Genomic DNA, 24,545 nt, shown 5'->3' on the forward strand with positions numbered 1-24,545 from the left:
TTTTGTTATTCATATCATCATGTCATACACTATGAGTATGATGATTCTTTCATAATTAATAGTAGGAGGTACTGAATGTCCGATCAAAATTACGGAGCCCAGAATATTCAAGTTCTGGAGGGCTTGGATGCTGTACGCATGAGACCAGGTATGTATATTGGTAGTACATCCATTCGAGGCTTACATCATCTAGTCTATGAAGTTGTTGATAACAGTGTAGACGAAGCTTTGGCAGGGTATGCGACGCATATTGAAGTATCGATTCATGAGGACAATAGCGTTACAGTAGTTGATGATGGTCGCGGTATTCCTTGTGGTATCCATGAATCAGGAATTCCAGCGGTAGAATTAGTACTCACTAAATTACATGCTGGTGGTAAATTTGGTGGTGGCGGATACAAAGTGTCCGGTGGTCTTCATGGCGTGGGGATTTCCGTCGTTAATGCCTTGAGCGAATGGACCCGTGTACAAGTACATCAAGATTCTATCATTCGCGAAATTACATTTTCTCGTGGTCATAAAACGAGTGAACTTACACAAATTGGTACTACTGATCATACAGGTACAACGGTTATCTTCAAACCAGATGCAGATATTTTTGAAACGACTGTGTTTGACTTTGATACACTGAAAGTACGCTTACAAGAATTAGCCTTTTTAAATAAAGGATTGCGGATTACCTTAACCGATTATCGACAACAAGAACCGCGGGTAGAAAGCTTTCACTATGAAGGGGGTATTTCCTCATTCATTACCTTCTTAAATGAAAACAAGGAAGCCATCAATCCTAATATTATTCATATTGAAAATACAAAAGATGACGTAGTTGTCGATGTGGCTATGCAATACAACGATAGTTATAGCGAAAACATACTAAGCTTTGTTAATAATATTAATACGATTGATGGAGGAACGCATCTAAGTGGTTTCCGCAGTGCCTTAACACGTACTTTAAATGACTATGCGCGTAAAACTGGTTTGTTAAAAGATAATGAAAATAACTTAACCGGTGATGATGTGCGTGAAGGGTTAACGGCTATCGTTAGCGTGAAAGTATTAAATCCACAATTTGAAGGACAAACAAAAGGTAAACTCGGCAATAGCGAAGTGAAAGGGATTACCGATGTCATTGTATCGGAAGGGTTACGCACCTTTTTAGAAGAACATCCAGCAGATGCGAAAAAGATTATCGAAAAATCGGCGATGGCGAATCGAGCACGTGAAGCAGCTCGAAAAGCTCGTGAATTAACACGTCGTAAGAATGCTTTGGAAATTAGTTCATTGCCAGGTAAATTAGCGGATTGTTCGGAACGAGATCCGTTAATGACTGAAATTTATTTAGTCGAAGGGGACTCTGCCGGCGGCAGTGCTAAACAAGGTCGTGACAGACGATATCAAGCCATCTTACCATTGCGCGGTAAAATTTTAAATGTAGAAAAAGCACGATTAGATAAAATTTTAGCGAATGCAGAAATACGATCCATGATTACTGCTTTTGGTACGGGGATTGCTGATGAATTCGATTTAGATAAGAGCAGATATCATAAAATCATTATCATGACCGATGCCGATGTGGATGGGGCTCATATTCGTACATTACTATTAACGTTCTTTTATCGGTACATGAAACCGTTAATTGAAAATGGTCGTGTATTTATAGCACAACCACCACTCTATCAAATCAAAAAAGGGAAAAGTCATTGGTATGTGTATAGTGATGATGAATTAAAAGTTAAATTAGATGATGTAGGTCGCGACAATTATACAATTCAACGCTATAAAGGTTTAGGGGAGATGAATCCTGAGCAGCTTTGGGAAACAACTATGAACCCTGAAAATAGAACATTATTGCAAGTTAGTTTAGAAGATGCCTTAGAAGCTGATAAAATTTTTACGATACTTATGGGTGATAAAGTAGAACCACGTCGTAAGTTTATCGAAGACAATGCTAACTTAGTTCGTAACCTTGACTTATAATGGAGGCGAATTAGGTTATGAGTGAACAAAAACAGTTAAAACGAAGTTTAAAAGCTAGGCACATGAATATGATTGCTCTCGGTGGAGCTATCGGCACCGGATTATTTGTAGCCGGTGGTGAAGTTGTTAGTACTGCTGGCCCAGGTGGTGCCTTAGTAGCCTACGGATTAATCGGCCTTATGGTATATTTTCTCATGACTAGCTTGGGAGAAATGGCGACGTATCTGCCTGTATCGGGGTCTTTTGGCACCTATGCGACGCGGTACGTTGATAAGGCGTTTGGGTTTGCTTTAGGGTGGAATTATTGGTTCAATTGGGCCATTACCTTAGCCGCTGAATTAGTAGCCGGGGCGCTCATTATGAAATATTGGTTCCCTGATACACCAGCCATTGTATGGAGTGCTATCTTTTTAATCCTTTTATTTACACTAAATTATTTATCGACCCGTTCGTTTGGTGAAAGTGAGTATATATTTTCCGGTATCAAAGTAATTACAGTGCTCGTATTTTTATTTGCCGGTTTCATGCTCATATTAGGCGTTGGAGGCGAGTCTCCAGGATTTACTAACTGGGTAGTTGGTGATGCACCATTCGTAGGCGGCGTAGGGGCTATTTTAACGATATTTATGGTAGCCGGCTTTTCCTTTCAAGGTACAGAATTGATCGGTGTAGCGGCTGGCGAATCAGAAGATCCAGAAAAAAATATTCCTAAAGCCATTAATACTATATTTTGGCGCATTTTACTCTTTTATATTGGCGCATTTACAGTGATTGGATTTTTAATTCCTTATACAGATTCTAATCTATTAAATAGTAGTGTAGAAAACATTTCCATTAGTCCTTTTACGCTCGTATTTGATCGATTTGGATTTACTTTTGCAGCCAGCTTTATGAATGCCATCATTTTAACAGCCGTATTATCGGCGGGCAACTCTGGTTTATATGCATCTACGCGCATGCTATATGCTTTATCAAAAGAAGGTCAAGCGCCGGCTTGTTTTGGCCGTGTCAATAAACGAGGTGTTCCCGTTAATTCACTTTTATTAACGGCTTCATTAGGGTTATTTGCCTTTTTAACGTCCTTGATTGGAGAAGGTACAGCCTATAGTTGGATTGTTAATATTAGCGGTATGAGTGGTTTCATTGCCTGGGTTGGTATTGCCATTTCCCATTATCGATTCCGCCGGGCCTTTAAAGCGCAGAATAAACCATTGAGCCATATTCCTTATAAGGCATCATTATTTCCATTTGGTCCCTTATTAGCCTTAGCGTTATGTATATTTATTATTGCAGGGCAAAATTATTCTGCTTTCATAGGCGATGAAATTGACTGGTATGGTGTGAGTGTAGCCTATATCGGATTACCGGTATTCTTTGCTACGTACCTAGGTTATAAATGGACACATCATACAAAAGTGATTCCATTACAAGCTATCGACCTATCACGAAATTATGATGAGTAATTACCTATCCTACATGGGTATTGATTGGTAGATTCATCGACAGTACGTATAACATATATACTACGGGTGATACGAGGGGATTTGAAAGTAGTATAAGCTAATATCTCTATCGTTTCTTACTAGTGGTAGAAACAATTCTATACAAACATTCTAGTGGTAAAAAGAACTCTATACAAAAATTTCTTCTGAATTGATGAAGGGGAAGAACGTAAAAATGAATTATGAATGTACAACTGCTATATAAGAAGATAGTATACGTATGAAGTAGTTTAATAGATATATGATTCATGGTTTCTTAACTTAAATAGATGAAGTATAAGCATATATAAACGAATTATGAATGCATAGTACTATATAAGACGATAGTATGCATTAAGTATTTTAGTAGATATATGTAAACGAAAAGGCAAGTTGATGGTATGTCATCAACTTGCCTTTTCTTTTTTTAGTTTTGTATCATTTTATATGAATATAGGAGAGCTTCTATAGGATGCATAGGATGGTTTAGCATGATACGTATTCAGGATGTTACAAGATGTATGGTAGATTTATTATAAGCAGAAAAAATGAAATTATAAAGATATACAGAAAAAGGTCGGTGTTGGCGTCCTTTTTTATTTATTTTATTTTTACGTTAAAAAGTATTCTTATTGATATGTGTTGTTGTATAGTATTATATATATTAAAAAAATTATATAATATATATAAGATACTATTCTATTCTATTATAATGATATAGTTCGATATATAAAGGAGATTATTATATGGATATAAAGTGTTTAAGAAAATCTCTTCAAGACGACATAAAATCATTTGAATTAGCTGTAGAAACTGGAAAAGATTTAGATATTTGGATTGAAGAATTGCAATCTAGTTTAAAAGCCAATTATTATGGCCATGTTATTGATGAAGAAACATTTAATAGTTTATGGAATACGTATTTTGGGAGTGAATAAATTTAGTATGGTAACAAGAGAAGAAATTATACATGCCGTTATGTTGGTAGCAAAAAAATGGCCCATTCAAGAATGTTATTTGTTTGGATCCTATTCAAGAGGAGAAGAAACAGAAACAAGTGATGTAGATTTAATTATTGATTTACCTGATGTCATTAGTTATTTGGATTTAGAATGTATGCAAAATGAATTATCAACTTTGTTAAATGTTCCTGTTGATTTAAAAACATTGCATTCGTTATATAAAAATAAACGGTTTTATAATCACATTAAACAAGATTTAAAGCTTTTATTTTTAACAAAAAAAGGATAAATTTATGAAAAATGGAACTGTACAAGATAAAATCAATTTAGAAGAAATTATGGACCTAACTATCATTATTTCTAATCGTTTAAAACGAATAAATTTTAATAAAATGACTTTTTCAAATGATGATTTCATAAGAGATTCTTTTATTCCGCCTCTTATGCATATTGGAGAATCTGTAAATCATTTAAACGCTGATATAGCAGAAGAAGTTACTAGTAATCATGCAAAAGATATTATTGGGATGAGAAATCGACTAGCATACGCATATCTTGGTATTGATGAGCGAGTTTTGTGGAAAACTATAACTAATGAAGTTCCTAAATTAGGGCTTAATACAATTAATGCATTAGAAAAGTACTTTAATATTACATATAGCAAAGAAAAAAATATATTAATTGCCATACAAAAAGATTTAGAACAAAAAACTAAAACAACTACTCTTAAAATTACATTTTCTAAACCAAAAGAAAATGACGGTCTAGAACGATGAAGTTAGGGCTATATTCGAGTGAGTATAAAAAAGAGGTAGAGGTAATTAAATGGTTATGTTCACACAGGGGATATTGTATCGACTGGTAAAGCAATATGAAGTAATACTATACAATAATAACACTGTAAATATATAAACTATTTTATGGGAGAATACATTATGATTGATTGGACGTGTCAAGGACAACTTATTTTACAACATTTAGAAAAAGAGAGAGTATATAAAAATAAAAGCGGAATTTATCATTATACTCAAATTAATATGGCGTACAATAGTAATGTTATTGAAGGTAGTAGATTATCAGAAGAACAAACTAGATCTTTATTTGAAACAAAAACAATTTTTCCTAATAAAGATGAAGTGATTTATAGCGATGATGTTATTGAAACTTCCAATCATTTTAATGCGTTTAATTATATGTTAGATCATGCGAATGATAGTCTTTCAGAAGAATTTATAAAAAAAATTCAAGGCATGTTAACTGTAGGCACGGAGGAAGCTCAAGAAAGTTATTTTAATGTTGGCGAATACAAAGCTGTACCGAATTTAATCGGAAGTACAGTTGAAACAGCTGATCCATCAGAAGTTTCAACGTTAATGAAAAATTTGCTTACAAATTATCATCAAATACAATCTAAATCATTAGATGATATTGTTACGTTTCATGTAGGTTTTGAAAAAATTCATCCTTTTCAAAATGGTAATGGCAGAACAGGTCGCCTTATTGCTTTCAAAGAGTGTTTGAAACACAATATAACACCATTTATTATTATGGAAGATATGAAGCCTTATTATATGCGAGGGTTAAATGAATATAATAAAGAAAAAGGATATTTATTAGACACTTGTCTATATGGTCAAGATAGATATATTGAAATATGCAAACAATTAATTGAACCAAAACTAGCTAAATAAATATGTATCTTTTTTACTTAACGTAACAATAATAATAATTTATATACACGAAAAGGCAAGTTGATGGTATGTCATCAACTTGCCTTTTCATTTTCGTTTGGAAAAGCTTTATATCATTTTTAGGAACATAGGGGAGCTTTCATAGGATACATATGATGTCATCCCATAGTAGCATATATAGTGTACGATGCAAGAAGCTATTTATTTTTCTTATAGACCAGTTTCCATGTATGATAGAGCATTAATAAGGAATAGGTAATTAAGAGTAGACCAATTCCTCGGATAATAAAATGTGGTTCTGCTGGATTATTGCCGTAGGCAAATAAAAAACCACCAAAGCAGAGCACAATGATTGATAAAATAATTCCTGTTAGTAATGTTTTCATGACATTCCTCGTTTAGATGATAGAACTTAATTGAGATGTGGATGGATGATACATATCATCTAATCACATGTATATGATTTCATTATACCATAGGATTACATATACTACACATTATCAATCAGATGCAAGACGGTATCAATATCATTAAGAGGCATAATATGAACGCCGTGAGCAATTTTTTTTATTTCTTGAAGGGTTTCTATTGCCACTTCAAGTCCGGCCTCTTTACCGCCTATTTTTACGCGTTCTAAGATGGATTTTGAAATCGTAATACCTGGTACTTTTGTATCTAAATAAGTGGCCATTTTATAACTTTTTAAAGGAATTAATCCTAACATAATTGGTATGTTGAGAGAGGCCATGCTATCGATAAAACGTTTTGCTTTTTCTAAATCATAAATGGGTTGCGTTTGTATAAATTGAGCGCCATTATCTATTTTTTTCTTAATTTTTTCTTTTTCTGCTACTAAATCATCAGCACAAGGATTGCCGGTGGTACCAATGTAAAAATTAGTGGGTGCATCTAATGGATTACCTGCTAGATCATGACCTTCATTGAGTGATGAAGCAATATGCAATAATCCCATAGAATCTACTTCAAATACGGCTTTTGCTTGTGGATGATCGCCATTAGTTGGCTGGTCACCAGTTAAGGTTAAAATATTGTGAACACCTAAGGCGGCAGCCCCTAATAATTCAGATTGTAAACCAATAATATTTCGATCACGACAAGTTAAATGAAAAATTGTTTCTACATTGGATTGGGATTGTAATAAATGGGATAGGGCAATAGGGCTCATACGCATATTCGACATAGGACTGTCGGCGATATTAATGGCATCAATTTTTCCTTGTAATCGCTTTGCTTCGTCAAAGGTTTTTTGCGCAGAGCTGCTTTTAGGGGGATCTAGCTCTACAGTAATAGTAAATTGATGTTGTTCATGTTTTTCTCGTAATGTCATAGTAAGACTCCTACCTACGATGATAATAAATATAAATATATCGAAATGTGTTGTTGGCCATTAATTTTTAAATAATTCATTCGCTAAATTAACAGCAGTGACACCATCTTTTGCATAGTAGTCAGCACCAGCTTGATCGGCGTATTCTTGCGATAATACAGCACCACCTACCATAACAGGTGTAGTAAGACCAGCACTGCGCATTGCATGAATGGTATTGTCGATTTGAGGCATAGTGGTGGTCATTAAGGAACAAATGCCAACCAAGGCTGCTTTATGTTCTTTGACAGCATCCACAATTGTAGTAGGGTCCACATCTTTTCCTAAATCGATAATGCGATATCCGTTATTTTCTAATAAAGCAGCTACAATATTTTTTCCTAAGTCGTGAATATCACCTTTTACCGTAGCAACGATGACAGTTTCTTTTTCTAATGACGTATCAGCTGGTAAGACGCGTTTTATCGTTTGAAAGGCCGCTTGCATTGTTTCGGCTGCTAGCATTACTTGGGGTAAAAATAATTTACCAGATCCAAACTTGTCACCTACCACATTCATGGCTTCAGATAATCCTTGTTTGGTGATGATGAGAGGATCTATGCCATCAGATAGGGCTGTTTCAATTAAGGGGATAATCGCCTCTTTTTCTCCCTGTTCTACGCAATGTTGAATCATATCGATGGGATTATCACTGGTAAATTTTGATGGATTCGTTTCTTTCACAGTTACCGGGGTACTGGTATCTTCGGATTCATAGCCATATTCTTTGATAAAAGTAGCGGCTCCAGAATCCCAACCTAATAATGTTTTAGCAGTGATAAAGGCTTTTTTTACAGGATAATTTAATGGATTTAAAATCGGTGTAGTTAAGCCACTGGCTAAGGCCATGGTTAAAAATTGAGAATTTAAGTAAGGGCGTTGTGGCATACCAAAGGATATATTCGATAGACCCATCACTGTAGGAAATCCAAAGTGCTTTTTATATAATTGTAATGTACGCAGTGTTTGTTTCGCACTTTCATCACCAGAAGCAAGTGTTAATACCAATGGATCCAAGAGTAAGTCATTTGGTCTTAAACCATATTCATAGGCTTGGGTAACAATTTTTTTTGCCAATTCGATGCGTTTTTCTGCAGTTTCTGGTAAATCACCACTACTTAACGGTAAACAGAGCAAAGCTGCGCCATATCGTTTTGCCAAGGGCATAACGGCTTTTATTTGTTCTGGTTCTGCATTAACAGAATTGATTAAAGGTCGACCAGGATAGTTTTTTAAGCCTACTTCTAATGCCTTAGGATCGAGTGTATCGATGGATAAAGGCGTTTCTACTAACATGGATAATTCACAAATGGCGCGTTCCATCAAAGGCGCTTGATCAACGCCACCAACACCCATATTTACATCTAGAATAGAGGCGCCTGCTTCAACTTGGGCTAAGGCATCGCGTTTTACCATCATAAAGTTACCTTCGCGCAACTCTTTGGCGAGCACTTTACGTCCCGTTGGGTTAATTCGTTCACCGATGATAACAGGTTCTTGCTCTTGACCTAATCGTAAAATTTGTGTCCGACTTGTCAAAGCGGTAAAAGGTTCAACGATAGGACGAGGTTGTGCTTGATAGTGACGTGCTATGGTGGCGATTTCTTGAATATGTTCTGGTGTACTACCACAACAAGCACCAATATAGGTAGCACCAGCATCAATAATATCGGTAATATGGGATGCCATATCCGTTGGATTTAAAGGGAACACCGTTTTCTTGTTTACTAATACCGGCATACCTGCATTCGCTTGGGCTATGAGGGGTAAATTAGTGACGGATGCCATCGCTTTAATCATAGGTGCAATTTGTACAGGACCTAAGGAACAATTGATACCGATAATATCAGCGCCCATTGCCTCTAGCAAAATGGCCGCTCCTTCTGGGGTAGTCCCAGTAATTGTACGACCATCTTCACTGAAAGAAAATTGACAGATAATTTGTACGTCTTCCTTTGTTTTTTTGTGAAAGTCCCGTGCATCTTTGGCGGCTAATAGGGCTGCACGCATTTCTTGAATATCAATAATTGTTTCAATAATAATATAGTCCACACCAGCTTCTATTAAGGCTAAGGCTTGCTCATAATAGGTGTTATAAATAGTATCAAAAGGAATATTACCAAGAGGAACGATAAATTTACCAGTAGGTCCTAAATCACCAGCTACTTTGGCAGATGGTTTACATTCAGCAATCGCTTCTTTAGCTATCTTAACGGCCGCTGTATTAATTTCTTTTACACGATGAGATAATTGATAATCCTCTAATTTTAAAGAACACGCACCAAAGGTGTTGGTGGTAATAATATCACTTCCATGCTGTAAATATTCTGTATGAATATGTTTTACTACCTCTGGTCGTTCAATATTAAATAATTCTGGGCAATAGCCCTCTTGTAAGCCAGCGGCTTGTAACATCGTGCCCATAGCACCATCAAAAATAAGCATATATACATCTCCTAGTGATTCGATTAGGGATCATTGTAAACAATAGAAATATCATCATAGTTATTGTAGTACAAATTGTTTTATGTGCACTACAGTTAACTTTCATAAAATTAAGATAAATAAAATAAGTAAGATAAGTGAGATACTATAAACAAAGTCAGAATAGTAATATGTTCTAACTATAAGATAGTTAAGAGTATCAAAATAAAATAAGATACGTTAACCAAGCTAAGAAATTCAGTACAATCTATATGACATCGATTGAAATAGAATGAAACGCTAGTTATTCTACGTCAATAAGCAATTCAGAATATACTATATAGAATTGATTAGTAGAAAGCAATCATTCCATTATTCCATAGAAGTTTTACGAGATTGACAATTTTTTTGCGAACAGGATGTACAACCTCGCTTGGTTGTATTCGATTATAAGTAATACATTTCCATCGAATAATAATATTTTAATATTATAAAATAATAAGCATAGTAAGATGTTCTCATCATAAGATACTTGAAAGTATCAAATACAATAAGATATATAAGATACGTTTATAGGTTAAGAAATTCAGTAATCGAAATCTATATGACATCGATTGAAATAGAATGGAACGCTAGTTATTCTACGTCAATAAGCAATTCAGAATATACTATATAGAATTGCTTAGTAGAAAGCAATCATTCCATTATTCCATAGAGGTTTTACGAGATTGACAATTTTTTTGCGAACAGGATGTACAACCTCGCTTGGTTGTAGTCGTAGTAGTGCCAGGCATACAACCAATAATAGCAGTTACCGATTTTCTAGGAAATAATAAAAAGGTATCGGTTACAGATAGATTGATTTCTTCTGTTTTTATAATCGACGCCAAGTCTTTTTGTACTTCTAAAGGCCAATTGCCATAACCGGGACTAAAACGCCAAGTGGGAGTATAGCCATTTTTCTTAGCCAAACGGTTAATAATTTCATTTACTTGATCAGCTACTTGTTCTACCGCAGTGGTAGCGGCGGCATCAACGAGTAAACCGACTGTATAATTTCCTTCTTTAAATAATTCAGCGCTTCGTATTTCTACGGCTTCACCAATCGTTACAGCTAGCACAAATACTTTAGTAGCATTTGCTAAATGATTGCGAATCGATGTACCCTCTACAACAATAGGGGGATTACTTTCAATGGTATAGGTAGTTGCATTATAGGAATACTCTTGATAAATACCTTTTGGATTTGCTAATAATTGAATTTCTTTACAAGCTTCATCAACATAGTGTTCAGGAAAATTTTCAGCATGTCTCAGTCCGGCATATCGTTTTACTTCACTTTTATTAATCGATGATACTCTACCATTATAAATCGCCATAGATATCACCTCGTTTATAAATTATTTGTATAACAATAAAAATATCGATACATATACACTTGCTACACGTTAGTTATCATCACTAGTGTATTAGTATAAAAAAAACTATCTACTATAGATAGTGTCTATAAAAAATATATATCAATGTTCTTTTAGTATAGAAAAATAGCTTGGTAAAGTCAATAAATTACCCTATAAGGGTTTACTAAGTTGGTTATAGGTTAAAGCTATAAACTTTTACCAATAGTGTTTGATATATGCATACAGTATATAGTGATAGATGATTAGTACTAGAATTAGAGGTAGCCTAGAAATAAAGCTGATTGTAAAATATCCTTTTTCCTCTGTTAATTATCGAATAGGTAGATTAGAAATCTGTAACTACTTCACACTCAACATAGTTACAAATTACTGCCATATAGGTAGATTAGAAATGATTGAACTTTTGATGGTATAGTAATATTGCGTTAACTACCGTAAAGGTAGCTTAGAAATTATTTTTCTATCACTAAGTTGGCAGCAGAATGTTAACTACCGCATAGATAGTTTAGAAAACTAAAAATTAAAACTTAAAATTCCATGTACTTAACTACCCTGCATAGGTAGAATAGGCGATATGTTTATTATGTCGCATATAATATTTCTTTTTATTGCTAGATTGAAGAAAGTACGGTTATATGTTTTATATGTATCATAATAAAATCAGTTTATTCAGTTCATATAGTGCATATTATATCGCTATAGATAGTGTCAATTATTTTCTATAAACGTCTTTTTATTATTAATTACCAAACATATTTTGTGATTGGCTCAATGTTACACCGAATCCACGATGTATTTTACCCAAAAATTAGCATTATACTTGCTAGCAAATGTGCATACAAAAATATCTAATAATTCAATTGATGGAAACTGTTCTTTGTGACTTATTCATCTTTTTAAGTGCTTATTCAGCTAATATAGTACATTTACATCGCTATAAGTATAATCATCATTCACTAAATAAGATTACTATATAATGGACCTATATAAAATAAATAACTATTTGGAGTAGTACTATATTTATGGTACTATCAGATATAGAAAATAGACCGCTGTTTAGTGTTTGAATAGAAATAGCTATTATACATTGGCGTTCTTTTTAATGAATCCTAGTTTATATACATATAACACCATCATAAGATAGTGTTGATGATACTTTTATTTATAGAGTGGAAAATTATTCATATACAGTAGTATACTGGTTATTACACTGACAGAGTATACGTGTAACATTATAAAATATATAATTGATATATGATACATATAGAAAGAAAAAATAATTAATTTACAGATAAAAATCATATATAGAGGATAGTTTATGATATAATAAAATGTGAATGATACATGCAAAATGAGGTGAATGCAGTGGGAAAAATTATAGCAATAACGAATCAAAAAGGTGGTGTAGGTAAAACAACAACCTCAGTCAATCTAAGTGCTTGTTTGGCCAATATGGGAAAAAAAGTACTTTTGGTTGATTTAGATTCACAAGGTAATGCATCGAGTGGAATTGGTGTTAATAAAGATGAATTAGAGTATTGCATATATAATGTACTAATTGAAACGTATGATATAGAAAAAATCATTCAACATACGATGATAGAAAGATTAGATGTTGCACCTGCAACGATTCAATTAGCTGGTGCTGAAGTTGATATGGTTCCCATTGTTTCACGTGAAACAATTTTAAAACAATCATTGCAATCGATTCGAGATTTATATGATTTTATTATTATAGACTGTCCACCATCACTAGGATTATTAACGTTGAATGCATTAACAGCAGCAGATAGTGTATTAATTCCTATTCAATGTGAATTTTATGCGCTAGAGGGTGTTAGTCAATTAATTAAAACAATTCAAATCGTGCAACAAACATCAAATCCGTCACTAGAAATTGAAGGCGTTTTATTAACGATGTTTGATGGTAGAACAAATCTATCAATTCAAGTCGCAGAAGAAGTGAAACGCTTTTTTAAGCATCATGTATATACAACCATCATACCGAGAAATGTTCGATTAAGTGAAGCTCCTAGCTATGGAGAACCCATTATTATATATGATCCTAAATCGAAAGGAGCAGAAGTGTATATGAATTTAGCTAAGGAGGTACTTGGTGATGCCTACTAGTAAGAAAAGTGGAGGCTTAGGTCGAGGTATTGGTTCTTTAATGAATTTAGATAACACGAAAACGATTGACGAGATACAACAATCTAACAAAAGTGAGTTGCCTATAGAGGTAATCGTTCCTAATGAAAATCAACCACGAAAAAATTTTTCCGAAGACGGACTTGCTACGTTGGTAGAATCTATTAAACAATATGGCATTGTACAGCCTATTGTAGTTCGAAAATTAGGCGATACCTATCAAATTGTAGCTGGTGAACGACGATATAGAGCAGCGGTACAAGTGGGATTGACGACAGTGCCGGTTATTATAAAAAATTATAGTACGGAAGAAGTTACTGAAATTGCATTGGTCGAAAATTTACAGCGACAAGATTTAGATCCTATTGAAGAGGCCTATGCGTATCAACGGCTCATGGAAACGTTTAAACAAACACAGGAAAAAATAGCAGTGAAATTGGGACGAAGCCGATCTCATGTAGCTAATATGATGCGTTTGTTGCAATTGCCAGAACCGATTCGAAATGATTTGTCTGTTGGTGATCTTACTATTGGTCAAGCTAGACCTTTATTAGGATTGAAAGATGAAGCATTACAGTTAGAAGCAGTAGAGAAAATAAAAGAAGGAGAATTGAGTGCTCGTCAAGTGGAGGCATTAGTAAAAGCACTAGTTAAGCCAAAACAGGTAAAACAAGATACTGCACGATCTAGTTCTAACGATTCTGCAGAAATTCGTGCCTTAGTAGAACAACTTAAAGTAAGTTTAGGAACGCCTGTGGCGATTAAGTTACATACAGGTAAGACGATGAAAGGTCGTATTGAAATTTCATTTTCTTCAGAGCGTGAACTAGAACGATTGCTATCTTACATGCAGACCCGTGATGAAAGTGACACTCATATTGATTCCTTTCGCGTTTAGTAATTAGAAAGTAAGTTATGTCAACTATAGAAAATACCCCTAAAAGTAATCGAATCCATATAGGATTTTTTGGACCTTGCAATGCAGGAAAATCTACGTTAATTAATATGTTAACAGATCAGGAAGTATCGTTAGTAGCATCTGTAGCTGGTACGACAACAGATCCAGTTAGTAAAGCTATGGAAATTTTACCGTTAGGCCCTGTAATGATTACCGATACAGCTGGTATTGATGATACGTCTGAATTAGGTGCGTTGCGTATAAAAAAAACAAAAACCTTATTACCTACCATCAATATTGCTGTGTACGTAGTAAGAAATGATGTACCAATTTCTGAATTGGATATAGAATGGATACATTTATTATCTTCTCATCATGTGCCTATCGTCTTATGTGTGAATCAAGTAGATCCATCACTTTCTACAGACAAGTATTTGGCCTCCTATCCTATGATAAAAGAACAAGTAAAAGCGATTGGCAGTGCTAATTTTTTAGAAAAAGATCAAAGATTAGCATTACTTGATATGTTAGGACATATACAACCGATTGATGGGGAAGAGGAAGCTACGTTATTAGAAGGAATTATTGAAGTTGGTGATATCGTTGTATTAGTGTGTCCCATTGATAGTGCAGCACCAAAAGGACGATTGATTTTACCACAGGTACAAATGATACGAGAAATTCTCAACAAACGTGGCTTGGCGGTGGTTGTTCAAACAGAGGAACTAGCACAAACACTTGATTCATTAAGTAAAGAACCTCGGTTGGTAATTACCGATTCACAAGCTTTTGAAGAGGTATCTCACATAGTGCCATTACATATACCGTTAACATCGTTTTCGATTTTAATGGCTCGCTTTAAAGGACGATTAAAAGAATTGGTAAAGGGAATTGATGCAGTTAAACAGTTACAACCTGGCTCAAAGGTGTTGATTAGTGAAGGCTGTACTCACAGACGACAATGTGATGATATTGGCACCGTGAAAATTCCAAAATGGTTAGAAAAACAAGGGTATAAAGATTTAGATTTACATTGGAGTTCTGGTGGTCACTTTCCGGAAGATATAGAAACCTATGATTTAATTATCCATTGTGGTGCATGCATGTTAACACGACGTGAAGTGTTACATCGCATTGATATTTCTACGATACATGGTGTACCAATTGTAAATTATGGTATTTTGATTGCTGAATTGCATGGTATTTTAGAAAGGGCTATTAGTCCCTTCTGTAATGAATTATAATAAGAGAGATGAAAGGTGTTAGCATGTTAGAAAATATTCTACCGTGGCTAGGAGCTATAAGTGTAATTATTTGTATTATATTATTGTTCTATTGTATTAATTTACAAATAAAAATTAGTCGACTTTATAAAAAATATAATTTTTTTATGAAAGGCGATGATGGTAATAGTTTGGAGAGAAAGTTATCTGTAGAAATTACAGAAATTCGTGAAGCCGCTAAATCGATTGACAGTTTATTTCAAGAACAATATGCGATTAGAAATATACAGCATAGTACACTACAAAAAATTGGGTTTGTGAAGTACAATGCCTTTGAAAATATTGGTAATGATTTGTCATTTTCCTTAACGATTTTAGATGGAAACAATAATGGTATCATTATTTCTAGTATTTATGGGCGTAATGAATCTCGTATATTTAGTAAACCTATTGTGAAAGGAAGTTGTATCGATAGTCTTTCACAGGAAGAATTAGAAAGTTTAAATGAAGCATTAGGAGAAACAAGTAATGCAGATGCATTAGAACGTGTTTCTGTAGATAAGTAGAAGATAGCGTAAGTATTGTATTATGGTAGATACTAGCGTACTTTTACATATAAACGTATGATATGTATACCTGTGTGATAGGTGAGTTATCATCGTATCTATTTTATAGTTTTATATGTGTGCATGGATAGAAGGTTGTAGGTATTTGAATAACATTCGATTACAGATAGGCACCATATGGAAACGGTTATATAAGCTATGTAAACCTTCAAATTGGTTATATACGACCGTTAGACAAGAAGATGGATCCTATCATATTACGATTAGCAAACAACAGAGTAAAATTATTATTCTGATAGTTTGTATGATGATTATTTTGTCAATGGCCGCTTGTATATGGGGGATTGTAAGAGAAACTGAAGTATGGCAATTGCGAGAAAAAAATCAAATGCAAGGTGATCAACTCAAATTATTAGATCAGAAAATACAAATGCTAGATAAAAAGATGAATGTGTTAGATTCTTTGGACCAAGAAATTCGTCAGATGATTAAAGGTTCTGAATCAGGACACGTACCACAAGGGGGGCCTGATCATGATCAGGTCCCATTATCTACTAGTGATGAAACAGCAGCAGATGGTGATCAAAGTAGTATTACAGCTATGTCTATTAAATTATCGAAATTGGATCGACAAGCACAAAAACGGTTAGTTTCTTTTTATATGTTGCGGTCTATTTTAAAAGACAGTGCCAGTGATAGTATAAAAAATTTGAAAAATCTAAACATAGCTACGAATGGATCCTCTACTTCTAATAGTGCGATGCCAAGTATTTGGCCATCAAAAGGTGTGATTACTTCATTTTTTGGCAATCGTGTCGATCCCGTATATGGCGGCAGCGGTTTTCATGAAGGTGTTGATATAGCTGATGATTATAATTCACCGATTGTGGCTACAGCGGATGGGGTAGTTACGATCGCTAGCAGTACAGATGGAGGCTATGGTAATTTAGTAGAAATTAATCATGGTAATGGATTTGTTACTCGCTATGGTCATAACTCGATGTTACTAGTATCGCCAGGTACAAAGGTTACACAAGGTCAAGTGATTGCATTGATGGGCAGTACAGGTAAAAGTACGGGACCTCATGTGCATTATGAAGTACGTATTAATGGATCGCCTGTGGATCCTATGTTATTTTTACCGATTGGTAATCATTGATAAGAGGGATGGGCTGGTATGAAAGGATATGTACAAGTTTATACAGGTGATGGAAAAGGGAAAACTACAGCGGCTATTGGTCTAGCAATTCGGGCAATTGGTGCTGGTAAGCGGGTGTTAGTATTACAATTTATGAAATCAAAAGTCTATAGTGAACATGCTATACTAGAATCGTTACCAGGCATAACGTTAGAGACTGTAGGGAAACCGTTTTTTATTATTCCTAAGGGAATGAAATCAGAGGAAGAGTTAGCTCGTTGGGGCAATGAAGTCGTTGTATTTGAAGCAGGGCATCCACCTCAAGAATATATTGATTTAATCAAAAAAGGTTATAATCGTGCCTTAGAAGCTGTACAATCTAATGAGTTTGATATGGTCATAGTAGATGAATACAATATGGCACTCTTTTTCGAATTAATTAGTTGGGAAGACACTAAACAGTTACTTGATGTACGTAATCCATCTATAGAATTAATTTTTACAGGTCGTGGTGCGCCAAAGGAATTGATAGAAGCTGCTGATTTGGTAACAGAAATGAAAGAAATTAAGCATTACTATACGCAAGGTGTCAATGCGCGATTAGGTATTGAAAACTAAGATAATCAAAAATCTTTCATTGTTATAGAGTTACATTACCATAGGCGTAGGCTGTTAATTGTAGAATAAAGCATAGTAATTAGTATTCAATTCATTCAACATACGTACTTGGTTTGACCATAGTGCATGTGAATAAAAAAATATATGACTCATGCTTACATAGATGGATAGAAATTTGTAGACATAGCAGTTTATTCTTGGTTACGTAGATAGATGACATATAGCTACGTAGAGTTTTTTATAGACTTAAAAAAAAATAAAGGATTTTATAAGGCTGTATCGAATATATATAAGTATATATTATTTTGAAAGCAGGTGATGCATATGTCTGGCATTGGAATAGCATTACTGGCTATACTCATAGTCATTATTTCTCTGTTAGTGATTGTGTTAATCAGTCCAGTTACTTACCGCATTGATATTAATGGTAGGTATCCCTATACATTTGAAGGTAAGTTATCATGGTTGTATCGTATATTTTCCGTTCATGTTCGCTATGAACAAGGAAAGCCATTTTTTAAAGAGGTCTATATATTAGGGCGTATGAAAATTGGCCCTGCCAGAGATTATGAAGAATGGTTAGCAAAACGTGTAGAAGAAGAAGTAGATATGGAAGCATCTAAACAGTATGATGAGCCTATCAGTACAAAAGAGGTGCACGTAGAAGAAAAGGATACGGAGCCAGTTATCGAAAAGGTAGTATTTACAGAAGATGGGAATATACAAGAAATTGTGTGCCAATCAGATGATACAGTCACTGGGACGGATGATGCGAACCATAAGAAAAAAACTATTTTTTCATCATTGCAAGAGTTTACAGGGACGCTTGCTGATAAGAAAGAACAATTTCATAAAAAGATTGATAACGTATTACAGAAAGATTCAAAAGTGCCCTTTGATTGGTGGGTACCCTATTTGAAAAATCCTGCACTATATAAGGCTCTTTACGTAGTGAGTAAACGAATGTATGACCATTCTAAGCCAAGAAAAATGTATATAGAAGGTACATATGGGTGTGGTAATGCGTATTATACAGGTCTCATTGCTGGTGTATTATATAGTGTTTGGCCTCATGGTATGAAAGATGTTCGATTAGAGTATATCAAGCCCGTTTGTGATGGTAGTGGGTATATATATGGGAGAATTATTCCTGCTGTTATGGCTTGGTATGGTACTCAATTTATGGTAACAAAAGCTGTAAGAACATTTGTGGTAGCTGGTATGAAAGTATTTTTTATTAAACGAAAAGAAGCAAAAGCGAAACAATCAGTAGCCTAATCGTACTTTCAGAGGAGAACTCGAAGTAATTATGAGGTAAATGTGTAAGTAAATATATTGGTAGTCAACGTATTATATGTGTAACCTATGTAGAGAGTACATCAATTCTTCTATATGCATACTTTATATCAATCACCTATTGTGAATCGTTGGATGACAAGTATATAATGAATGTAGATAGATGGCAGTATCATTAGTAATTAAGAATAGGCGTAAGTTTAATACGTTACCAATAGATAATGAATGATAGATTATTATCATGTGTACATAGTGTGGTCATAAACCTGAGGAGGATACGTCATGGATGGAGTAAAAGAAAATTTAGAAACCTTATTTGAACGATTTAAAGACATGATTAAAGTGGAAACAGTCGTTGGCGAAGCTGTTAAAATCGGTGATGCTACGTTAGTTCCTTTTGTAGATGTTACATTTGGTTTTGGATCAGGATCGCGCAATAATGAACTAGGCGGTGGCGGTGGTGGTGCCAAGATGGAACCAACAGCCATTTTAGTTGTGAAAGGGGAACGTATTGAATTATTCAATATTAAAGGAACAGCCTATACATCAGGTTTTGATCGATTAGTAGGTATGGTGCCAGATGTCATTGCAAAATTAAAAACAGACAAATATATTTATCTTAATGAAGAAGACTAATATATTTTACTAAAGAATACAAGTAGTAGTATATAATAAGCATTGTAACTAAGAATACTAAGTAGTATAGTGTTGCAATGCTTATTTTGTGTATATGTTATATGATTGAACGTATATGAAATCTGGATATATGTATTTTTTATGATTTTCATGTAGAATTGATGCAATATATAAGGTAATTGTGTTTATTGATTGCTATTTATACATAATTACGGTATAATGATATAGAGTATATTAACTCTTTATAAGGAGGATATGAATATGAATTTAAAGAAAAAAGTTATGTCATTAGCAGTTATTGGTGCTATGAGTGCAGTAGCAGTAGCTAGTGCTGCCAATATTGGTTTTGTAAATATTAATCAAGTAGTAAGTTCTTATCCTGGATACGGCGCTATTGAATTACAAATTCAAGCGGTAGAAAAAAATTATAAACCTAAAATTGAAAAAGAATACAATGCTATTAATAAATTGGAAGAATCCAAACGTGAAGCTGCATTTAATGAAAAAGTTGTACCATTAAATCAACAAGCACAAAGCGAAATTAATAAAATTATTAATCCAATGATGACTGATATTGCAGGTCGTATCGATACGATCCGTAAAGGAAAATCTATTGATGTTGTAGTAGATAATCCATATGCAGTTATTTCTGCTGATGCAAATAGTCAAGTAATTAATATTACTAATGATGTGATTGCTACATTGAAAAAATAATATAAAAATTAATAGCGCAAATTGCCCTAGACCACATAGGTCTAGGGCAATTTTTTTAGGTTCTATAGCTTTTATAGTATCTAGTGGTTAATGCGTAATTAAGCACAGTCTATAGTGATATCGGTTCCTTTATAGGGAGATGTTTTGGTAGCATTTAGTGTGTTAAAAGCAGTACATAACGACATCGGCTACTTTGTAGTGTGTATTTCTGGACTTAATGTGTTGCGTATACTAGGCTTATTCTATAAAGAAAATTCATTCTATTTTAGTTAACTATATAAGAAACGAATATAATGTATAAGCGTAGCAATTATTTTTTTAACAGGGTCACAATGCATTCTCCATCGTCTATAAACTTAGCTTGTATAAAATTCGTGCCATCAAAGCGTAGCACCATACCAGCACTGAGTGTATGGTCTTCCACTTCATTAAGTGTTACAAGGATAGTACCTCGTATAACGGTAAATAAAATCGTATAATCTGGATGATTATGCTTTTCTATAGTGTCACTTGCATTACCTACTTTTTTTATGACTGTATACTGCTTTTCTTGAAACATGGTTCCTGGTTCATGTTTTTCAATACCTAGAGACATAGTATCACTCCTTTTTAATTGTATAAATAGGTTCACCATTATCTTCGGTGACGGTAAATGTATGGGTTGGACTTAATTCTTTTACAAAGGATTCAAACCAAGTTTGGTACGCTAAGGCCATAAATTTAGGGTCTACGCCTGCTGTTTTCCAGTATGGTAATTGCAATCGATGATTACCTATCCAGCTAAAGGTATCTGCTGTTTGGGTGATGATTTGATCACCACCATCACAAGGCATACCGTTTACGTAAAAGTTTTGTAATTCCTTATAAATCGTTTCAGCTGTTATCGGTGAAAGTTGTTCTTTTGCAATGGCAGCACAAGCTTTACCTTGTACAGCAAAGGATGCTAGTATGGCGGAAATTGTTGGCAACGCTTGTTTACCATCTACACAATCTAATAAATCCTTGATGAAAGTGGCTTCTCGCACAGAGGCAATTTGTATTTGGTTAGATAACCAACCATGGATATTACTGTGATCAATTATAGTTTCCAGTGCCGTAGTTGGATCAATGGGTGTACCATATGTATCGAGTGACATTTGATGTAATTCATCGGACAAGCTATCGATTACCGTGCGAGTTCGATCTGCAATTAATTGTTCTCTCGTTACAATCAATTGAATTTTTTTGTATAACCAATAATGAATATGACCTAGTGTTGCTGACATGTTATGCTCCTTTTCGTTCATTTAATTCATCGACTAAGTGAGTCACATCAAAACCATGAATTTGCGCAGCTTGCCATAGCGGTTCTGCCGTAGAAGAAGGACAACCAAGGCAACCCATTCCTTTATCTTGTAGATAAGGTACTACTTCTGGGTAAATGTGGACAATGTCACGAATGATAGTATCTTTGGTAATCGGCTCACCTTTTTGTAGCGGTTTAGCTTGATCTGGTTCTAGTAATGTTGCACGCACACTATTTAACTTGGATACCAAGTCGTATACATTCACACCGTGGATATGGGCCGCTTGCGATAATGGCTCTGCTGTAGAAGAAGGGCAACCAAGGCAGCCCATTCCCATATCTTGTAAAATGGGAACGCAATCAGGATAGGTATCCACAATATCGCGAATGATTGTATCAGGTGTAATAATAGGATACTTGGCGTTTACATCGTCCATAGTAGGTGCTACTTTGGCTGTTGGTACTACTTCTTCTATATCGCTTGTAGTAGTGTTTTCAGATTCTATAGGCGCTGCATATTGCATATAATCAGGGCCCAATACTGCTTGTTTGAAAGTTTCTAACCCAATGCGATCGATAAATTCTGCTACACGTTCAATTTGTGCCTGTTCCTTGTAATAGTTTATCATGCGATCCACAATGATTAACACATCTGATTCATTTGGCACGTGGGCAATAAGTTTCCCAAGGCGTGGATGAGCACCACCGCTACCGCCTGCATAGATGGACCAACCATTAACAGATCCGATAATACCAATATCTTTTAAAGCGCCTTCTGTACAAGAGTTAGGACATCCAGATACAGACATTTTTACTTTTGAAGGCATTTCAAGGGACGTGTATTTTTTTTCTAGTTGCATACCTAGTTTTACACTGTCTTGTTTTGCTCGTTTACAAAAAGTGGTACCTGGGCACATGGTAACGGAGCGTACACGATTCGCTACAGTGTAGGCTGGTTTCATACCTAGCATGGCCCAAGCATCATTGACATCTTCTGATCGTAAGCCGGTAATCATAATTCGTTGTGCGCCAGTTATTTTCAAGGTAACTTTATATTTGTTAGCCACATCGATAAATTTTTGTAATAGAGCAGGTTGCACAAAGCCGCCTGGAATACGAGGAGTAATGGCATAGCGCCGTTGACCATTTCTAATTCGTTGTAAGTTTGCTGCAATTTGTGACATAGTACATCCTTTCTTCAGTAACTAATACTGATTCTTCTGCGATTGCCGTAGCCTATATGTTATATAGAAATATTCTGTATTGATATACTTAGTATATCGTATTTTATCAGTGTTGTATGTTGCCATGGCAACATATGAATATTTTTTTTAGGTATTTGCTATTCGCTTTCATAATTATTATATAGTATGATAGTCGAATAGGCTAATCAGTTATTATTATGATAGGATATGTATATACTAGGAGTAGAAGAAAGTTACATTGCTAGCACGTAGTATGATCTGTAGGGATGAATAAGGAGATTATTATGAAAGTATTATATGATACCGTATATAAGGCGACGTTTATAGAACGACTTAATCGTTTTGTCGTTTCAGTAGCCTTAGATGGCATACCCGTATTAGCCCATTTGCCAAATCCAGGACGTATGTGGGAATTACTTTTTACGGGGGTGACTATGTATATTGTGCCCCATGATAAAGTAGGGGCAAAAACACAGTACCGAGTGATTGGCATTGATCGTGATGGCATTCCCATTATGTTGGATACCAATTATAGTAATGATGTGGCGGAGTACCTACTTTCCCATCAGCTCATTCCTGGTTGGGAAGCATGGTCTGTCGTGCGACGCGAATATACGGTAGGGCATAGTCGATTTGATTTACTGTTGACGAATGCTAAGAAAGAACAATTTTTATTAGAAGTAAAATCTTGCACCTTGTTTAGTGAAAGGGGTGCCATGTTTCCCGATGCGATTACTGAGCGTGGGAGAAAACATCTGTTGCATTTAGAGGCGTTACAGCAAGAGGGGTATCATACGGGCGTATTATTTTTAGTGCAATGGGAAAAGGCAGAATGGTTTTTGCCTGATTACCATACGGATTTAGCATTTGCGACTACATTTCAGCAAGTGGCCCCTCACCTCGACTGGAAAGCGGTCGCTTTGCGTTGGAATGAGCAATTCACCATGCCTCATGTAGTTCGCATATGTCATTATGAACCAGCTGTAGTCGCACAAGAAGCTAAGGATGCAGGTGATTATATCATTGTTATGCACTTACCAACAGATGCGTCAATCACTATTGGTAACAAGGGGACCATGGTTTTTAAACAAGGCTACTATATGTATGTAGGATCGGCTAAAGCCAATTTGAAAAAACGTATAGAAAGACATACACGAAAGCGCAAAAAAATGCATTGGCATTTAGATTATTTTCGTGGCCATTGTGAAATCGTGGCTGCTATTCCAGTGCGGACAGCTTCTGATTTAGAATGTGAATTAGCACAGACATTGAAAGCGGTGACTGATTGGTCCATACCGGGTTTTGGTTGCTCCGATTGCCATTGTGAAAGTCATTTATTCGGCATGCAAGATAATCCAATTCATAACAAATTATTTATGAAAGTTGTTGAAGATATGCGCATGAATCGGTTAGACTCGCTGATAGAAAGATAGAAAGATAGAAAGATAGAAAGATAGAAAGATAGAAAGATAGAA

At 34.9% G+C, this 24,545-nt stretch carries 23 protein-coding genes; 16 read left to right on the top strand and 7 right to left on the bottom strand.

The annotated features are described in order from the left end of the window. Positions 1-75 precede the first annotated feature (75 nt). The 6 genes from gyrB to P6940_RS07475 all read left to right on the top strand — a co-directional run bounded on the left by gyrB (position 76) and on the right by P6940_RS07475 (position 6,111). Entirely contained in the window at positions 76-1,977 is a 1,902-nt protein-coding gene (gene gyrB / locus P6940_RS07450) for a DNA topoisomerase (ATP-hydrolyzing) subunit B (protein WP_277293657.1), read from the top strand. A 17-nt stretch (positions 1,978-1,994) separates the two neighbouring features. Continuing rightward, the gene (locus tag P6940_RS07455; RefSeq protein ID WP_038153187.1) at positions 1,995-3,440 is read left to right on the top strand and encodes an amino acid permease; all 1,446 of its coding nucleotides are present in this window, start codon (positions 1,995-1,997) and stop codon (positions 3,438-3,440) included. A gap of 764 nt (positions 3,441-4,204) precedes the next feature. Further along, complete coding sequence (locus tag P6940_RS07460; protein ID WP_277293658.1) at positions 4,205-4,396, top strand: hypothetical protein; 192 nt, start codon at positions 4,205-4,207, stop codon at positions 4,394-4,396. A 7-nt stretch (positions 4,397-4,403) separates the two neighbouring features. Continuing rightward, positions 4,404-4,709 carry a nucleotidyltransferase family protein gene (locus P6940_RS07465; protein WP_277293659.1) on the top strand — a complete coding sequence of 102 codons (306 nt, stop codon included), beginning with the start codon at positions 4,404-4,406 and terminating at the stop codon, positions 4,707-4,709. A gap of 4 nt (positions 4,710-4,713) precedes the next feature. Further along, positions 4,714-5,196 carry a HepT-like ribonuclease domain-containing protein gene (locus tag P6940_RS07470; RefSeq protein ID WP_277293660.1) on the top strand — a complete coding sequence of 161 codons (483 nt, stop codon included), beginning with the start codon at positions 4,714-4,716 and terminating at the stop codon, positions 5,194-5,196. Between the two features lie 159 nt (positions 5,197-5,355). Further along, positions 5,356-6,111: a Fic family protein gene (locus P6940_RS07475; RefSeq protein WP_277293661.1), complete on the top strand. Its 756-nt coding sequence runs from the start codon at positions 5,356-5,358 to the stop codon at positions 6,109-6,111. Between the two features lie 197 nt (positions 6,112-6,308). On the opposite strand, the gene P6940_RS07480 is transcribed toward P6940_RS07475, so the two are convergent. From P6940_RS07480 to P6940_RS07495, 4 genes are all read right to left on the bottom strand, one after another. Further along, positions 6,309-6,497, bottom strand: coding sequence for a hypothetical protein (locus P6940_RS07480; protein ID WP_028257881.1), 189 nt, complete (start codon positions 6,495-6,497; stop codon positions 6,309-6,311). A 104-nt stretch (positions 6,498-6,601) separates the two neighbouring features. Continuing rightward, positions 6,602-7,459, bottom strand: coding sequence for a methylenetetrahydrofolate reductase (locus P6940_RS07485; protein ID WP_277293662.1), 858 nt, complete (start codon positions 7,457-7,459; stop codon positions 6,602-6,604). Positions 7,460-7,519: 60 nt separating this feature from the next. Next, positions 7,520-9,943: a homocysteine S-methyltransferase family protein gene (locus P6940_RS07490; protein ID WP_277293663.1), complete on the bottom strand. Its 2,424-nt coding sequence runs from the start codon at positions 9,941-9,943 to the stop codon at positions 7,520-7,522. 683 nt (positions 9,944-10,626) lie between these two features. Continuing rightward, positions 10,627-11,301, bottom strand: coding sequence for a methionine synthase (locus P6940_RS07495; protein ID WP_028257884.1), 675 nt, complete (start codon positions 11,299-11,301; stop codon positions 10,627-10,629). 1,407 nt (positions 11,302-12,708) lie between these two features. Between P6940_RS07495 and P6940_RS07500 the strand changes: the two genes are divergently transcribed. The 9 genes from P6940_RS07500 (at position 12,709) to P6940_RS07540 (ending at position 20,580) form a co-directional block, all read left to right on the top strand. Further along, entirely contained in the window at positions 12,709-13,473 is a 765-nt protein-coding gene (locus tag P6940_RS07500; protein WP_038153205.1) for a ParA family protein, read from the top strand. A gap of 40 nt (positions 13,474-13,513) precedes the next feature. After that, positions 13,514-14,389, top strand: a complete 876-nt coding sequence (locus P6940_RS07505; protein ID WP_423839129.1) for a ParB/RepB/Spo0J family partition protein — start codon at positions 13,514-13,516, stop codon at positions 14,387-14,389. Between the two features lie 26 nt (positions 14,390-14,415). Further along, entirely contained in the window at positions 14,416-15,633 is a 1,218-nt protein-coding gene (gene hydF / locus P6940_RS07510; RefSeq protein ID WP_277293673.1) for a [FeFe] hydrogenase H-cluster maturation GTPase HydF, read from the top strand. 23 nt (positions 15,634-15,656) lie between these two features. Further along, positions 15,657-16,178 (top strand): DUF4446 family protein, encoded by a 522-nt coding sequence (locus P6940_RS07515; RefSeq protein WP_028257888.1) that lies wholly within the window; start codon positions 15,657-15,659, stop codon positions 16,176-16,178. Between the two features lie 145 nt (positions 16,179-16,323). Beyond that, complete coding sequence (locus P6940_RS07520; protein ID WP_277293665.1) at positions 16,324-17,337, top strand: M23 family metallopeptidase; 1,014 nt, start codon at positions 16,324-16,326, stop codon at positions 17,335-17,337. Between the two features lie 18 nt (positions 17,338-17,355). Further along, complete coding sequence (locus P6940_RS07525) at positions 17,356-17,934, top strand: cob(I)yrinic acid a,c-diamide adenosyltransferase (RefSeq protein WP_277293666.1); 579 nt, start codon at positions 17,356-17,358, stop codon at positions 17,932-17,934. A gap of 324 nt (positions 17,935-18,258) precedes the next feature. Continuing rightward, a complete protein-coding gene (locus tag P6940_RS07530) occupies positions 18,259-19,212 on the top strand; it encodes a hypothetical protein (RefSeq protein WP_277293667.1) in 954 nt (317 codons plus the stop codon). A 300-nt stretch (positions 19,213-19,512) separates the two neighbouring features. Continuing rightward, the gene (locus tag P6940_RS07535; RefSeq protein WP_028257892.1) at positions 19,513-19,866 is read left to right on the top strand and encodes a GerW family sporulation protein; all 354 of its coding nucleotides are present in this window, start codon (positions 19,513-19,515) and stop codon (positions 19,864-19,866) included. A 261-nt stretch (positions 19,867-20,127) separates the two neighbouring features. Further along, the gene (locus tag P6940_RS07540; protein ID WP_028257893.1) at positions 20,128-20,580 is read left to right on the top strand and encodes an OmpH family outer membrane protein; all 453 of its coding nucleotides are present in this window, start codon (positions 20,128-20,130) and stop codon (positions 20,578-20,580) included. A 310-nt stretch (positions 20,581-20,890) separates the two neighbouring features. On the opposite strand, the gene P6940_RS07545 is transcribed toward P6940_RS07540, so the two are convergent. From P6940_RS07545 to P6940_RS07555, 3 genes are read right to left on the bottom strand one after another with little or no spacing between them, the layout of a single operon-like run. Continuing rightward, complete coding sequence (locus P6940_RS07545) at positions 20,891-21,175, bottom strand: DUF1637 domain-containing protein (RefSeq protein WP_277293668.1); 285 nt, start codon at positions 21,173-21,175, stop codon at positions 20,891-20,893. 4 nt (positions 21,176-21,179) lie between these two features. Next, a complete protein-coding gene (locus P6940_RS07550; protein ID WP_277293669.1) occupies positions 21,180-21,845 on the bottom strand; it encodes a hypothetical protein in 666 nt (221 codons plus the stop codon). Position 21,846: 1 nt separating this feature from the next. Then, positions 21,847-23,049: a DUF1858 domain-containing protein gene (locus P6940_RS07555; protein WP_277293670.1), complete on the bottom strand. Its 1,203-nt coding sequence runs from the start codon at positions 23,047-23,049 to the stop codon at positions 21,847-21,849. Positions 23,050-23,354: 305 nt separating this feature from the next. Here P6940_RS07555 and sfsA point away from each other — a divergent pair, with 305 nt between their 5' ends. Beyond that, positions 23,355-24,503, top strand: a complete 1,149-nt coding sequence (gene sfsA / locus P6940_RS07560; RefSeq protein ID WP_277293671.1) for a DNA/RNA nuclease SfsA — start codon at positions 23,355-23,357, stop codon at positions 24,501-24,503. Positions 24,504-24,545: the final 42 nt, after the last annotated feature.

Origin of the sequence: Veillonella montpellierensis (assembly GCF_947090115.1) — a bacterium.
In the GTDB taxonomy this organism is placed as follows: Bacteria; Bacillota; Negativicutes; order Veillonellales; family Veillonellaceae; genus Veillonella; species Veillonella montpellierensis.

What these genes read in the sequence shown, in the direction of transcription:
- gyrB (WP_277293657.1), top strand. Translation starts at nt 76, where the DNA reads ATGTCCGATCAAAATTACGGAGCCCAGAATATTCAAGTTCTGGAGGGC.
- P6940_RS07455 (WP_038153187.1), top strand. Translation starts at nt 1,995, where the DNA reads ATGAGTGAACAAAAACAGTTAAAACGAAGTTTAAAAGCTAGGCACATG.
- P6940_RS07460 (WP_277293658.1), top strand. Translation starts at nt 4,205, where the DNA reads ATGGATATAAAGTGTTTAAGAAAATCTCTTCAAGACGACATAAAATCA.
- P6940_RS07465 (WP_277293659.1), top strand. Translation starts at nt 4,404, where the DNA reads ATGGTAACAAGAGAAGAAATTATACATGCCGTTATGTTGGTAGCAAAA.
- P6940_RS07470 (WP_277293660.1), top strand. Translation starts at nt 4,714, where the DNA reads ATGAAAAATGGAACTGTACAAGATAAAATCAATTTAGAAGAAATTATG.
- P6940_RS07475 (WP_277293661.1), top strand. Translation starts at nt 5,356, where the DNA reads ATGATTGATTGGACGTGTCAAGGACAACTTATTTTACAACATTTAGAA.
- P6940_RS07480 (WP_028257881.1), bottom strand. Translation starts at nt 6,497, where the DNA reads ATGAAAACATTACTAACAGGAATTATTTTATCAATCATTGTGCTCTGC.
- P6940_RS07485 (WP_277293662.1), bottom strand. Translation starts at nt 7,459, where the DNA reads ATGACATTACGAGAAAAACATGAACAACATCAATTTACTATTACTGTA.
- P6940_RS07490 (WP_277293663.1), bottom strand. Translation starts at nt 9,943, where the DNA reads ATGCTTATTTTTGATGGTGCTATGGGCACGATGTTACAAGCCGCTGGC.
- P6940_RS07495 (WP_028257884.1), bottom strand. Translation starts at nt 11,301, where the DNA reads ATGGCGATTTATAATGGTAGAGTATCATCGATTAATAAAAGTGAAGTA.
- P6940_RS07505 (WP_423839129.1), top strand. Translation starts at nt 13,514, where the DNA reads ATGAATTTAGATAACACGAAAACGATTGACGAGATACAACAATCTAAC.
- P6940_RS07515 (WP_028257888.1), top strand. Translation starts at nt 15,657, where the DNA reads ATGTTAGAAAATATTCTACCGTGGCTAGGAGCTATAAGTGTAATTATT.
- P6940_RS07525 (WP_277293666.1), top strand. Translation starts at nt 17,356, where the DNA reads ATGAAAGGATATGTACAAGTTTATACAGGTGATGGAAAAGGGAAAACT.
- P6940_RS07530 (WP_277293667.1), top strand. Translation starts at nt 18,259, where the DNA reads ATGTCTGGCATTGGAATAGCATTACTGGCTATACTCATAGTCATTATT.
- P6940_RS07535 (WP_028257892.1), top strand. Translation starts at nt 19,513, where the DNA reads ATGGATGGAGTAAAAGAAAATTTAGAAACCTTATTTGAACGATTTAAA.
- P6940_RS07540 (WP_028257893.1), top strand. Translation starts at nt 20,128, where the DNA reads ATGAATTTAAAGAAAAAAGTTATGTCATTAGCAGTTATTGGTGCTATG.
- P6940_RS07545 (WP_277293668.1), bottom strand. Translation starts at nt 21,175, where the DNA reads ATGTCTCTAGGTATTGAAAAACATGAACCAGGAACCATGTTTCAAGAA.
- P6940_RS07550 (WP_277293669.1), bottom strand. Translation starts at nt 21,845, where the DNA reads ATGTCAGCAACACTAGGTCATATTCATTATTGGTTATACAAAAAAATT.
- P6940_RS07555 (WP_277293670.1), bottom strand. Translation starts at nt 23,049, where the DNA reads ATGTCACAAATTGCAGCAAACTTACAACGAATTAGAAATGGTCAACGG.
- sfsA (WP_277293671.1), top strand. Translation starts at nt 23,355, where the DNA reads ATGAAAGTATTATATGATACCGTATATAAGGCGACGTTTATAGAACGA.